Raw genomic sequence first — 13,855 nt, forward strand, 5'->3', positions numbered from 1 at the left:
CCATCCTCGCATGGCTGGGCACGCGGGAGTGGAAAGAGGCGAGAAACGCCGACATCCCCGCAGTGGGTGCTACGGGGCTTGTGTCATCGAAGATGGTTGCGGGGACGGGCCGATTCCGCACTCCCGGCGCACTCTAACATATTGAAGTTGTAAGCACCTTCTTCAGACAGACCGCAAACACCCCATGAGTACCCCCACTCGAATGCTCACGCCCCAAAGGACGAAAATGTACGATGAGCCGCGGCAGCACATCGCATCTCACGTGATAGTTGTTGGCCAGTCGCGACGCATAAGACCCACTTGCGACCATTCGAGGCCGCCTGCGCGCATCCCGCGTTCTGCCATTCGTTCATCTCGACAGCAACGGGCAAGCAGAGGCTGACCAAAAGAGGAAGAATTGCATGGCATGGGCGGAAGCAGCAGCCGGCGAAGCCGTCCGTTGACGCGACACGCACAGAAGGCTTCAAGCGGGGCATGATCGATAGGCCCCTGTTCCCGACCCGCCGCGCTGTCATCGGCGGGATGATTGCGATCGGATCGCTACCGCGGGTTGGCATCGCTGCGAGTACAGTCCGGCTGACGGCGGGCACATACGCTCAGCAAGGCGGTCCCGGACTGGTGTCATTGAAGGCGACAGACGGCGGCTGGACGGCTGGCGACGCATATGCTGCGATCCGCAATGCCTCCTTCGGTGTCCGGTCGCGACGTCACCGGTTGCGCTATCTGCTGAATGAGCAGCAGAAGGGTATGATGGGGGTGTACGACCTGTCTGTGAGGCAGGTCGCCATGTCGTCCACCATGGGCGCGGACCCATGCCATATCGGCCTTTCGAATGACGAAAGGCTGCTGGCGGCAGCGAATTATTCGAGCGGCAGCGTGGCTCTATGGACACTGGATCCCGTGACAGGGCTGCCGGCAGGCGAACCACAGGTGGTGCAGCACGAAGGCACGGGACCGGACATCGGGCGGCAGACTGGGCCACATGCCCACTGGGTGGGCTTCGATAGCAGTGGCGACATCCTGCATTCAGTCGATCTGGGCGCCGACGCCGTCTTCTCCCATCACATTGATCGCGCCGCGGGCAGGATCGTCGACTCCTCCATCGCCTATCGTGCTGTCGCTGGCTCGGGACCCCGACATCTGGTGAGGCACCCACGCCTGCCGATCGCCTATCTCGTCGCCGAGTTGGCCAATATGGTCACCGTACTGCGTGCGGCAGCGGACGGTACGTTCACGCCACGCGGTGAAGTGTCGACGCTCCCCGGAGGCTTCATGGGCACGTCATTCGCGGCCCACATCGCGGTGAACTCGGCCGGGACGCGCCTCTACGTGTCCAACCGTGGGCACGACAGCATCGCGGTCTTCGTCATTGGCTCGAAGGGAGATTTGCGCCTGGTGCAGCATGTCGCATGCGGTGGCCACTGGCCGCGTTTCTTCACGCTGATGGAAGACCGGCAGGAGATGCTCGTCGCGAATGAGCGATCAGGTGGCATTGCACGTCTGCCGCTAGAGCAAGACGGGCGCCTCCTGACCGCTGTCGGCACCACGCCGGTGCGCGGCGTAGTGTTTATCATCGAATAAGGCGCGGCCGGGACGGATTTTGACCGTCAGCGCTTGCGGCGCGTCGAAGCGTTATGGGGTGCAAGCTGCAGGTATTGCGCACCGATGGGGTTCCACGACGTCCATGTCGCGGCCCCTGGCGGAGCGGCGCCGGACGGCGCAAGGGCAAGAGCTCTTCACGTCATGCTTAAAGGTGTTGCACACACGGACCTGACGGACGACACGAGCACGACGTACCTCGTCGAGGATTCATGATGGCAGTCGAAAGCGACATTGGCCTGCCAACGATCGTCAGCGTTTCGGAAGCGCATAGGCCAGGGTATAATCCCCATATCGCGTACCCAGCGCACCATGTCCCCCTGCGGTGATGACGACATATTGCCGGCCGTCACGCCCACGATAGGTCATCGGCGTCGCCTGCGCTCCGGCCGGCAGGCGCGCCTTCCACACCACCTTTCCAGTGTTGAGATCGAAGGCCCGCAGATACTGGTCCGTCGTCGCGCCGATGAAGGCGAGCCCGCCCGCGGTTATGATCGATCCGCCGAGATTCGGCACGCCCGTCTTGATCGGAACGCCGAAATGGGAACCGAACAGCCCGGTATCGCGCGCGGTGCCGAGTACCGTTTTCCACAGGACCTTGCGGGTGCCGAGGTCGACCGCGGTCAGATGTCCCCAAGGCGGGGCGACACAAGGAGCGCCGAAGATGCCGACCCACGCCTTCACCACCGCGACATAGGGGGTGTTGTATTGCGTCTGCAGCTGCGCCTGCATGGCGTTCTCACCACCCTGCTTCTGCTTCATGAGTTCGGCGACGCGCGGATCGTCGCGCCGCATCAGCCACAGCTTGAACGGCATCTCCATCGTGTTGACCGTCATCACGCCACGCACCGGATCGACTGCCGCACCGCCCCAGTCGGTGACGCCGTCGAACGCAGGATGACCGATGATCGGCTTCAGCCCCATCGGCTGGTAGATGCCGGTCCCCTGCGCGCGACGAATGTCGATGCGGCAAAACAGCTGGTCGATAGGCGTCGCACCCCAGGTTGCAACTTCAGTCGGCGCGGCCGGCGTGAAGCTCGGCATTCCTGTAGAGAAGGGTTGCGTCGGCGACACACGCACCCCCGGCGTAGCGCCATCGGTGCGCACCGACTTTTCGGTAATTGCTGCGAGCGGTGCACCCGTCAGCCGGTTGAGGAAGTACACCTGCCCCATCTTGGTCGTCTGGATCAGTGCCGGGATAATCCGTCCGTCGGGTGCGCGATAGTCGAACAGCGACGGTCCGATCGGCAGATCCATATCCCACATGTCGCGGTGGACGAGCTGCCGTGCCCAGCGCAGCTTGCCCGTCCCGATATCGAGCGCGACGATCGAGGAGCCGAAGCGATCGTCGAACGGCCGGCGATAGCCGATCCAGTAATCGGGCGACGCGTTGCCGGTGCCGAGATAGACGATGCCGTTCGCCGCGTCGGCAGTGATCGCTCCCCACACGTTCGGCGTACCGCGCGTGTAGGTCTGCCCCGCCGGCAACGGCGCGATCGCATCCGCTGAGCGACCGACGTCCCACGCCCAGACGGGGGCACCCGATACCGGATCATAGGCACGCACGACGCCAGAGGGAATGTCGCGGTTGACGTTGTCGATGATCCGCTCGCCAATAATCAGCCGGTTGTCGACGACGACTGGCGGCGTGGTGCCGATCTGGTCCGATGGCTTCGACGTGCCCATGTTCGTGCGCAGGTCGATCGCGCCGTTGTTGGCGAAGCTCCTGCATGGCCGCCCGGTGGTGGCGTCGAGCGCGACAAGCCGGGCGTTGAATGTTGGCGCGAAGATGCGGCGCGGGCACGGCGTTCCTGCCGGTGCCTCGAAGTAGGTAACGCCGCGGCAGACCAGATAATTGTTGCCCTGGACGCGCGCGTCCTCGTGCCAGCTCCACTTGGTCTTACCGGTCGTAGCGTCGATCGCCTGGACGAACGAGTGCGGCGTGCATGTGTAAAGCGTGTCGCCGATGTGGATCGGCGTCGCTTCGGAGTGATATTCGCGTTTGTGCTCTTTCGACTCCGCGGCCATCGGCAGGTCGCCCGTCCGCTGCGTCCAGGCGAGTTGGAGGCGGTCGACGTTCTGCGGCGTAATATCGGCGAGTGCCGAGTAGCGCCGTCCCGACAGCGTCCCGCCGTAATCACGCCAGTCCGCATCGGCCTCGCCAGTCGGCGCGGCGGGTAACGCGGCGGTGCCGGACGGCCCCTGCGCCTCGACCCCGACGGTGTGGAGTGCGATGCCACCGATGCCGAGCGCAAGTAGAACCACGGCCGCAGCCGGCGCCGCGTGTGCGGGCGACCGCCACGAGCGCGCCCGCCAGCCGGTCAGCAGGACCAGCACCAGTAGCACGGTCGGTGCCACCAGGCGGGGAACGAGCTGCAGGCCGTCAAGCCCAACCTCCCAAATAGCCCAAATCAGCGTGCCGACCCAGATGGCGACGAACAGCCAGCGCCCGATCCGGGCGTTGCGACCAAGCAGTGCGCCGCTGGCGACCATCGCGATGCCGGCAACCAGATAGTAGAATGACCCGCCCAGCGACGAGAGCACGCCGCCGGCGACGGCGAACAAGCCACCGAGGATGGCCACACACCATGCGATCACCAGCCGGTAGAGCCGAGCCATTGCTGTTCCCTTTCAAACCATTGCTCGCTCAACGTTTTACAAGGCCGAAGTTTCAGGCCAGCCTGGCGTTCCTCGCTACATCTTGCATGCTCAGGCTGGATCCGCTCCGGATTCGGCGAGTCCCTGGCTGTGCGATCAGATTTGATACTGCCGCGGACGCACCACACGTGACCTTCCTAATTCCCGGACCACCGGGCATGACGCGTAGAAGCCTGCTATTGCGAACATCGGCTGCGGTAGCACCGCGAACCACATCACTCCTTTGACGGGCTTCCCCTCACCAACCTGATATGTGTCCGGTGTCCATTCGCAGAACTTCGTAAGCCGCACGAGGCACCGCTACTCTGGCTTGGCGGCGAGTGTGCGCCACGACGGCAGCTTGAAGTTGCGGACGCTCGTTCCCGGGCGGCAGTCCCTACCCAGCGCATCAGGTCGTCAGCACGCCGGCCGCTCTCATCCCGAACGATGAACGCCTCGCTCTTCGGGAACGGCTCAACCGGATCCTCGGTTGGCCGGACCACGTCCTTGCGCAGCTGGCGCCGAAGCGCTCGAACAGCGTCCCGGGTTCGCGCGACAGGCGGGCGGCTATGGGTGCTACCGACGCCTCCGGCAGCCTTGGCGATCCGCACCCGAAACAGCGTCATACATTTGCCAGGCTCAGGTGGGTCGGATCGTCTCCGTCATCGCGAAGGTCTTCGATAGTCCATGGTAAAGCTTCTCGCGGCATACCCACCGGCTGGCGGCATCCGCGATGAACGCGGTCGCAAACATCGGCAGCATCAGGCCCCGGCTCGCGGTCGTCTCGGACAGGATGACGACTGCGGTGAGCGGTGCGCGCACGACACCTGCAAAATAGGCGACCATACCCAGAATAACGACCGCGCTGGCCGGCTCGCCAGGGAAAATCTCGCGCAGGAGATTGCCGACGCCAGCGCCAACGGCGAGCGATGGCGCGAAGATTCCGCCCGGCAGGCCCGCGATCGCCGTCGCGGCCGTGGCGATCAGCTTGGCGGGCCCGAACCAGAGTGGTGCATCCACGCCGACGATCATCGCTCGCGCCGATGCATAGCCGGTTCCCCACGTCAGCCCGGTCCCGACGCCGAGCGCCGCAACGACACCGCCACAGATGCCGGCGAACGCAACCGGATGCGCGCGCGTCCATCCCGTCGCGCGGTTGCGGCTGACCGACATTGCGAGGAGAATGCGCGAGAACAGCCCGCCGGTCATCCCACCCGCAATTCCGGCAATCGGCGCGACGAGCAAGGCGGACAACAGCGGCATATGCGCGCCGATCGCGCCGAAATAGATATAGTCGCCCTGCACCGACTGCGCGACCATCCCCGCGATCACGATCGCCGCGAGGACAAGCAGCGTCACACGCTGCTCATAGGCGGACGAAAGCTCCTCGATCGCGAACAGCAGCCCGGCGAGCGGCGTATTGAATGCAGCCGCGACGCCCGCCGCGCCGCCGGCGATGACGACGCCGCCCCGCAACGGCACGCGAACGAGGCGGTGCGTGAACCCCATGACCGCAGCCGCTAGTTGAACGGTAGGTCCCTCCCGACCCACCGAAGCGCCGCCGAGCACCGCACCGATCGTCAACACGGCCTTGGCCGCGACCGTCCGGATCGAGATCAGCGTGCCGATAGCATCGTTCGGGCTGGCCTGGGCTGCGATCACTTGAGGAATACCGGATCCCCGCGCGAGCGGCGCGTAGCGCCGCGTCATCCAGACCAGCCCCATGAACGTCAACGGCGTCGTTATCAGCGGCGTCCAGTGCCAGTTTGCGGCAAAGCGCCCGAAAACCTCGCCGGCCCAATCGGCCGCTTCGGCAAACAGCGTCGCAACGATCCCTATCAGGATCGCACCTGTGAGAATCGCAGCACGCGTTCGAAACTGCGTCGATCGCGGTCCGCGCGCGCGCAACAACGCCCGATATCGCGACAGCGTCCAACGTTTGGACGGTAAGAATTGATCGAGCAGGCCAGCCATGGCGTTCTCTTAGGCCCCGGGGCCCGACAGGCCACCCCCGACGCCCATCGTGGTGATGATTCAGACCCATACGCGGTTACGCACGCCCGCGGTCCCGCTCCCCAAGCTCAGGCTCACTCATATCAATTTCACACGCCGCCACCCTCGCCAGTCAGATCGCTGTGCGCGACCCCAATATAATAAGCGACGCGTACCGTGCGTGGCTTGACCGGGTAGCATGAGGAGCCGACGTAGCTCAGATGATCGATCCAAAAGCCGCGACGCTGACTCTGCTCGCGCGCCGCGAACCGGACGCGACGATCTGCCCAAGCGAGGTGGCGCGCATGATCACGACCGACTGGCGCGATGCGATGCCAGCGGTCCACGCCGCAATCGACGAGTTGCTCCGCGACGGGCTGGTGCAGCTGAGCTGGAAAGGTATACCGCTGGCAATGCGGTCAGGACCGTACAGGATCGGCCGTTTCCGAGATCAATGAGGGCGGATTCCTTCCCCGCGCCCGTCGCGGCTGCGCTATGGCGCCGCGGTGGCCAGACAGAAGCGCCACAGGACCGCTACGATGCCTGATATATATATGAAAACGATCGGATTATCCGGTCGAAATCACCGGACCCGGGCCAGGCTTGTTCGCCCGACTGTTCAGGACGCCAGGCCCGCCGCACAGCGGCAGGCGCGACCCACGACCGGTCGTCACGACGGCCATGACTGCCGCCCAACTTTGGACACGTATCCATCGGTGTTGTAATCGCTTCTGGGAGCAAAAGGCTGACCTCGGGGATCGGAAATATGTTGGTTCTTCGTCTTCTGATTGCCCTGAGCCTGTGTTTTGGTGCTGCTGTGGCTCATGCCGAGTGCCGCCTTGGTGACGTTGACGCCTTACCCGAACGGGCATCGGTCCACCTTCCCGTGGCACCCACGGCCGGGCCCATGCCGCTTGTGATACTGCTGCACGGCAGCACAGGCACCGGGGCACAGATGCTGCGCGACAGCCATCTTGGCGACACGGCAGATCGGCATGGCTTTATGGTCGTGGCGCCTGACGGCGGTATTGCAGCAGATCGTGGCTTCGTCTGGAATATCCCCGGCGTCCCCACCGTCACGGGGACCTTGCCGCCAAAGGACGCCCGCGACGATGTGGCTTATCTGACGGGCCTGGCTGACCGGCTTGTCGCAACCGGCTGCGTCGACGGCACGCGCGTATACCTGACCGGCTTGTCGGGCGGTGGACGGATGGGGTCCTGGCTCGGCTGCGTCGCCGCTCGACGTTTCGCAGCGATCGCCCCGGTCGTCGGACTGCGTGCCGGACGTCCGCTCGCGTCCGATCGAACGCAAGCTGATCCCGCAACGTGTCGCCCGGACGTGCCGATGCCCCTTCTGGCTTTTGCCGGCGACGCTGATTCCACAAACCCGATCACCGGAGGCGGCGCCCCCTACTGGCAATATGCCCAGACCGTGGCCCTGCAACGCTGGGCAGCGCTAAACGGCTGCTCTCAACCTTACGCTCGCAATCTGAGCGCTACGATCTACGAGCAAGGTTATGCACGCTGCCCGGACGGCGCGGCGGTTGCAGCGCGTGTGACACGCGGTGGTCAACACAGCTGGTCAGTCGTCGACAATGAGGCGATGTGGACGTTCCTGTCACGCCATCGGCGCTGACGGAACTTCGGCAGCTTGGAGCCAGAAGCGGTTACTCAGCGCAGCTTCGCCGCTTCCCGGCTTGCACCGTTCGTTCAGGTCGGCAGATGCCCAGCTTCAACAAAAGCCCAGAGTTAGCCGGAGGCCTTGAGAAGAGCGCGCGTGCGCCGGCCCCGTTGAAGCGCATCATCGGCGGATCAGTCCTGCCGTCTCAACGTGATCGACACCGGACGAGACCTTCGAATTAGTGACAACCCAATTCTGGCTTCGCAAAATCAGCGCTCGGCACGTAACCAAGCATCTATGACCGGGTCCATCACGTCCGATAGCGTGCGCTTTTATCGGCCGCCGCTGATGCCTGGCGTCGAGTTGGTCTCCGTCCGTTACCGCGAGCGTAGCTTTCCCGACCACAGCCATAGCGAATATGTCGTCGGGGCCATCGTCGCTGGTGCGGAGAGGCTGACCGTGGCTGGACGATCATACCGGGTGGATACCGGCAATGTTTTGCTGCTGCACCCCGACGAAGCGCACGCCAACGCGACGATCGGGTCCGACGTCTTGCGGTATGACGTCCTCTACCTTCGCGAGGACACCATGGCCTCCTATGTCGATCGCGATCGCAACAATGGGATACTCCGCTTCGATCTCCCGGTGTCCGACGATCCGACCCTGCTCGCGATCGTTTCTGCCGCCCACGCCGTCCTCAGCTCCGATGCGACGGGCCGACTGGAACAGGAGAGCGCGCTCGGTGCGCTCGTACGGGCGCTTGACGGTAAAGGCCGAGGCATTCCGGACATGGCCGGATCGCAGGCCGTCCCCGCGGCTCGCATCGCCGACGCAAAGGCGTATATCGACGAGAACTACGCGGATGGTTTCGGCCTGCACGACCTGGCCGTGCTGAGTGGCCTAAGCGTCTTTCACTTCACACGAACCTTCAAGAAAGCGATCGGGCTCAGCCCGCTCGCCTACCGCAACCAGCGTCGGGTCACCGAAGCAAGGGTGCGGCTGCTCGAAGGGCAAGCCATCGCACAGGTGGCGCTGGACATGGGCTATGCGGACCAGAGCCATTTGACCCGCCAGTTCCAGCGCATCGTCGGCGCCTCGCCTCGCCGATATGCGCAGCAATAACGTTCAATCCTGTAACGCCTGCCGCTGCTAGCACCGGACTTCACCCGGAGGTCCGACTGATGCACGCCGCCCCATCCCGCCGCTTGATCCTCACTGCCGGCGTCGGTTTTCTCGGCGCCCAGGCATTCCCCTTTCGTATCGAAGCAGCCGAACCGCCACACGACGTCACCTATGCCGAGGACTTCGATGAGCTGTGGCGGACGCTTGGCGAGCGATATTGCTACTTTGGCGAAAAGCAAACCGACTGGGCTGCCGTGCGTGCGCTGTACCGCCCACAGGCACTCGCCGCGGGATCACGCGATGCGTTCGCCCCCGTCGTCGACCGCGTCCTCGCCGAATTGTACGATGCGCATACCCATCGCGGCGATGCTGCGGACGGCGCCGCGCGCCTTCCCTATTACGACCTTTGGGTAGAACCCGGACGCGACGGAGGCGCGCTTGTGACCAGCGTTCGGGAAGGATCGGCTGCGGCAGACGCGGGGATCATCGTGGGCGATACGGTCACCAGCGTCGATGGCCTGTCGATTGCCAGGCGTGCGGCAACGTCGATGCCGCGCTGCCTGAGGCACCCTGATCTCGCGGCCAATGCCTATGCACTCAACGTCGCGGTAGCCGGGCGGCGCGGCGAGCCACGTAGGATGACGCTGCACGGTGCCAAAGGTGGCAAACGATCGGTGCTCCTGCCAGTAAAGATCACGCCCCCGCTGCCTGACGTAGAGGCTCGGCTCCTTCCAGACGGTTATGGCTGCATCGTCATCCGCAGTTTCTCCGATCAAGCGGTGATCGACGCATTTGATGCCGCCCTGCTTCGGTTACGTGAAGCGCCAGGACTGGTCATAGACGTGCGCCAGAATGGTGGCGGTGACACCGCAGTCGCGCGGCCGATCATGGGACGTTTCATCGCAAGGCAGAAGCCGTACGCACGGATGCGCCGACGCGAAGGCGATCACCTCAGCGATCCGTGGACCGAGGTCGTCGACCCACGTGGCCCCTTCACCTATACTGCGCCAGTCGTGGTACTTACGTCACGCTGGAGCGCCAGCATGGCCGAGGGCTTTCCGATGGGGATGCGGGGGATCGAACGTGCCTCTATCGTCGGCACGCCAATGATGCGACTTGGTGCAGGCGTGTTTCCGCTACATCTCGATCGTACGAACATACAGCTGCAATACTCGGCGGAGCCGGTCTACGATGTGTATGATCGCGCCCGGTCGCTTATCGAACCTGATGTTCTCGTCTTACCTGCCGACGATGCCCTTGCAGTCGCTATGAAGACGCTGGATCTCAAGCGGCGGGCATATGGATAAGCCGATGTCCGGCCAGGTCGACCCATATTCAGCCTTTCGATTTTCCAGGCCATGCCCGAACTTCGGTCAATCGTTTATTGCGCGGAATCATCAGTCGAACTCGAGATCCTTGATACGCACGGCGTAGGGCGGACAGTAAAGCCCATGCGCCTCGGTGGATTTGGCAACCACAGATCCGGCATTGATGACGCATCCCTCCCGAACGGTGACGCCCGGATAAATCGTCACGTTGGCGCCTATCCAGCAACCACGTTCGATCAACACCGGACGAAGCCGATCGCCATCCACGCCCCGCCGCCAGACCGAGCGCGTGATATAATGGGTCAGCGATATAATGGTGCACCGGTAGCTGATCCGCACGGCTTCGCCGATCTCGACGCCCCCGCCGGCATCGATCAGTCCTTCCGGACCGACGAACGCGCCCTTGCGCAGCGTCAGGCGATGCGGATCGATAACCGTACAGCTGGGATCGATGAACGCCCCTTCCTCCATCGTGATGAGGCTAATCATGTCGTCGGTCAGCACAGGCGTCTTTTTCTCAGTTAGGCAATCCGTCGTCCGTCGTCGCGACGCCCCTCACGGTCAACTCCCGACCGCCTCAGTACCGAACCTTCGCGCCCGCATAGAAATACCGACCGACCGGCGAAATCGGCACGTTGGTTTCGAAACCGATGTCGGGCTTCTGATCGGCGAGGTTGTTGACGCCGCCATAGAACGAGAAGCGCTCGTTGACCGCGACCTCGGCCTGCACGTCGTGCTGCCACAGTTCCTTGTACCGAAGATAGCGCGGGTCGACGAGGCTGGGATTCGCGTCGGTATCGACCTTGGCGAAACGACGGACGCCGTCCTGCCACCGCAGGTTGTAGCTCAGCGTCAGTGCGCCCGCCGTCCAGCTCGGCGAGAAGGTGAAGGTGTATTTCGGTCGGAACGGCTGGTCGACATTATCCTCGGTGGCCGCGCCCGGCGTGGCCACCTGTTCGAGCCTGTCGAGATAGCCACCGACCAGCCGGATATCGAACGTCCCCACGCGCGTCGTCCGGAAGCGATAGGCGATGTTGAGTTCGGCGCCTGCGGTGCGGAACGCCGCGACGTTCTGCGGCTGCACGACATAGCCGTTGATGAACCCCGTGCCGCGCTCGCGACTGATCGCGTTGCAATAGGCGTTGTCTAGTGTCGGCTGGTCGACGCACAGCGACGCGATCGTATTCGCGTCGGGCGTGTTGATCGCATCGCGCAGGCGGATGTCGTACCAGTCGAGCCCGATCGACAGCCCGGAGATCGGGCGTACCACGACGCCCGCGGTCCAGGTACGGGCGACTTCGGCGCGCAAGTCCGGATTGCCTTGCTGCGTACCGGGGATGAAGATCGTAGCGTTCGGGTTGTTCTGCGCCGTGAACGTGGCGGGATTGCCCCCTGCCCCGGTAATCAGCGTCTGGCAGTTCGCGGCGCGGAACTGCGTGCCAAGGGTGCGATTGCCGAGATAGCACGGGTCGGAAAAGTAGTTGCTACTGCCGGTCTGTGGACGAAAAATCTCGCCGATGTTGGGCGCGCGGACCGAGCGGCCGTACGAACCGCGAAAGCTGATCTCGCGGATCGGCGCGTAGATGCCATTGAACTGGTAGGCGCGGGTCGAACCGACCGTCGAATAATCCGAATAGCGTCCGGCGGCACCGACCGACAACAGGCTGGCAAACGGCACGTCCTTCAGGATCGGGGCATTGAGCTCCCCGAACGCTTCCCAGACATCGAAATGACCGCGCGACGGGGTCGGCAGGATATATTCGTCATATTGGTAGAACAAATTGTCGGTGATCGCCTGCGCCGGGCGAAAGCGGCTCGATTCACGGCGATATTCGCCACCGACCGCGAATGCGACCGGGCCGCCGGGCAGCGTGAAGACCTGACCGAAGTCGCCGCTCAGCGCGGCATTGGCGACGTGCTGTGTCAGACGCGCAGAGCTCGCCGGGTCGCTCAGGAAATAGCCGAACGACGCCGGATCGACAGTGTTGCCTCCGAACGTGTTGACCGGGACGCAGCCAGCGGTACGGGCATCGGCCGATCGGCAGACAATCGTTCCCCCCGGCCCTCGCACCGCATCGAGCGCGTTGAGGAAGCGGTCGTTCAGCCGATCGTTGAGCTTGGTCGCACGGACGTCGGTCTGGCCGTAGGTGTAGGAGACGTCGTAGGTGGCATGCTCCGAGATGCGACCGGTGACGTCGACGACACCGCGATAGGTGCGCCGGCGGTCTTCCTCGCCGCGCCGCGGGATGTCGAAATTGTTGCGGTTGACGTCGACCGAACCGAGCCCGGCCGCGGTCGCCGCGGCGAGGATGCTTGCCGGGATATACGGATTGTCGAGCGCGATGTTCGCCGGATAATTGCCGCCATAACCGCCGAAGCTCGTCACGGTCGACTGGACGAACTTGCCTTCCAGGCTGATCTTGAACGCGTCCGACGCATCGTAATGCGTCAGCACGTTGACCGCATGGCGGCGCGTGCGCGGGAAGATATCGCCGATATATCCCGCGACGGGCGTGTCGTCGCCGCCGATCGAATAACCGTCGTTCTGCAGGAATCGGCCAGGCGTGTAGATCGCGCCGTCGCCGCGGAACGTCTGGTCGCCGATATAGACGATGCCCTGGTTCGAACTGTATGGATAGCGCAGGTCACCGACCGGTCCGATCTTGTAGCTGCCCGCACGCGTCGGATCATAAGTGTCGAGATTGACGAAATACTGGCGGTCGCCCTGTGCCAGGTATCGACGGTCGTCGTTCGCAAGCGGCTGGTCGGCATTATATTCGTAGGCGAGCGTCAGATTGCCGCGGCCATCGGCGAAGTTGCGGCCGGCGACCAGCGAGGCGAAGCGGTTGGCGGCATCGCCCCGCTCGGAGATACCAAGCTGGCTGCGGGCGGCAACGCCGTCGAAATCGCGCTTCAGCACGAAGTTGACGACGCCCGAGACGCCATCGGCGCCGTACACCGCGGAGGCGGCGCCGGTGAGCACGTCGACCCGCTCGATCAGGTCGGTCGGGATCGCGTTGATGTCGACCGCCGCGGTATCGGGCTGGCCTGCGACGTGGCGGCGGCCGTTGACGAGCACCAGCGTCCGGTTGGGTCCGAGCCCCCGCAGGTCGAGCAGGTTGAGCCCGACCTGCCCGAAGCTGCCATCGGCCTGGGCATTGCCGGCGGTCCGCGTACTGTCACGTGAATTGGTCAGCGCCGGCACGCGCTGGAGGAAGGTCGTGACGTTGGTGTTGCCGGACTTCTGGAGGTCGGCAGCGCCGAACGACACGATCGGATTGGGCGCTTCGTAATCGGGTCGCGCGATACGCGAACCGGTGACGACGATCTCGCTCGCCGCATCCGGGTCCGGATCGGCCGCTGGGGATACGGGCGTATCGGTGGTCGGTGGAGCGACCTGCGCCTCCACCTGCACCGACGTTGCCACAAGCAACGCGACGCCAGACAGCAGATGACGGCGGCGAAGGATACGCATGAACTCTCTCCCTGTTCGCCGGCATTGTCCCCCGCCAGCATGATGTCGGGCTTAGGCGCATCCCCGGTTGCGGAGCAAGCA

The 13,855-nt window shown here is 64.1% G+C and carries 9 protein-coding genes; 5 read left to right on the top strand and 4 right to left on the bottom strand.

Features of this window, described 5'->3' with window-relative positions; translation table 11 throughout:
- Positions 1 to 474 precede the first annotated feature (474 nt).
- Positions 475 to 1,581: a lactonase family protein gene (locus tag AC1RTO_RS18180; RefSeq protein ID WP_493162222.1), complete on the top strand. Its 1,107-nt coding sequence runs from the start codon at positions 475 to 477 to the stop codon at positions 1,579 to 1,581.
- 270 nt (positions 1,582 to 1,851) lie between these two features.
- On the opposite strand, the gene AC1RTO_RS18185 is transcribed toward AC1RTO_RS18180, so the two are convergent.
- Positions 1,852 to 4,218 (bottom strand): membrane-bound PQQ-dependent dehydrogenase, glucose/quinate/shikimate family, encoded by a 2,367-nt coding sequence (locus AC1RTO_RS18185; protein WP_493162223.1) that lies wholly within the window; start codon positions 4,216 to 4,218, stop codon positions 1,852 to 1,854.
- A gap of 657 nt (positions 4,219 to 4,875) precedes the next feature.
- Positions 4,876 to 6,210: a chloride channel protein gene (locus AC1RTO_RS18190; protein WP_493162224.1), complete on the bottom strand. Its 1,335-nt coding sequence runs from the start codon at positions 6,208 to 6,210 to the stop codon at positions 4,876 to 4,878.
- Between the two features lie 239 nt (positions 6,211 to 6,449).
- On the opposite strand from AC1RTO_RS18190, the gene AC1RTO_RS18195 reads away from it, so the two are divergent.
- The 4 genes from AC1RTO_RS18195 to AC1RTO_RS18210 all read left to right on the top strand — a co-directional run bounded on the left by AC1RTO_RS18195 (position 6,450) and on the right by AC1RTO_RS18210 (position 10,278).
- The gene (locus AC1RTO_RS18195; protein ID WP_493162225.1) at positions 6,450 to 6,686 is read left to right on the top strand and encodes a DUF3253 domain-containing protein; all 237 of its coding nucleotides are present in this window, start codon (positions 6,450 to 6,452) and stop codon (positions 6,684 to 6,686) included.
- Positions 6,687 to 6,994: 308 nt separating this feature from the next.
- The gene (locus AC1RTO_RS18200) at positions 6,995 to 7,864 is read left to right on the top strand and encodes a CE1 family esterase (RefSeq protein ID WP_493162226.1); all 870 of its coding nucleotides are present in this window, start codon (positions 6,995 to 6,997) and stop codon (positions 7,862 to 7,864) included.
- Between the two features lie 282 nt (positions 7,865 to 8,146).
- Positions 8,147 to 8,971, top strand: a complete 825-nt coding sequence (locus AC1RTO_RS18205; protein WP_493162227.1) for an AraC family ligand binding domain-containing protein — start codon at positions 8,147 to 8,149, stop codon at positions 8,969 to 8,971.
- A gap of 83 nt (positions 8,972 to 9,054) precedes the next feature.
- A complete protein-coding gene (locus AC1RTO_RS18210) occupies positions 9,055 to 10,278 on the top strand; it encodes a S41 family peptidase (RefSeq protein ID WP_493162228.1) in 1,224 nt (407 codons plus the stop codon).
- Between the two features lie 90 nt (positions 10,279 to 10,368).
- Here AC1RTO_RS18210 and AC1RTO_RS18215 read toward each other — a convergent pair whose 3' ends face one another.
- The gene (locus tag AC1RTO_RS18215; protein ID WP_493162229.1) at positions 10,369 to 10,803 is read right to left on the bottom strand and encodes an acyltransferase; all 435 of its coding nucleotides are present in this window, start codon (positions 10,801 to 10,803) and stop codon (positions 10,369 to 10,371) included.
- A gap of 73 nt (positions 10,804 to 10,876) precedes the next feature.
- The gene (locus AC1RTO_RS18220; protein WP_493162231.1) at positions 10,877 to 13,774 is read right to left on the bottom strand and encodes a TonB-dependent receptor plug domain-containing protein; all 2,898 of its coding nucleotides are present in this window, start codon (positions 13,772 to 13,774) and stop codon (positions 10,877 to 10,879) included.
- Positions 13,775 to 13,855 lie beyond the last annotated feature (81 nt).

Source organism: Sphingomonas sp. GW821-FHT10F09, assembly GCF_058809195.1.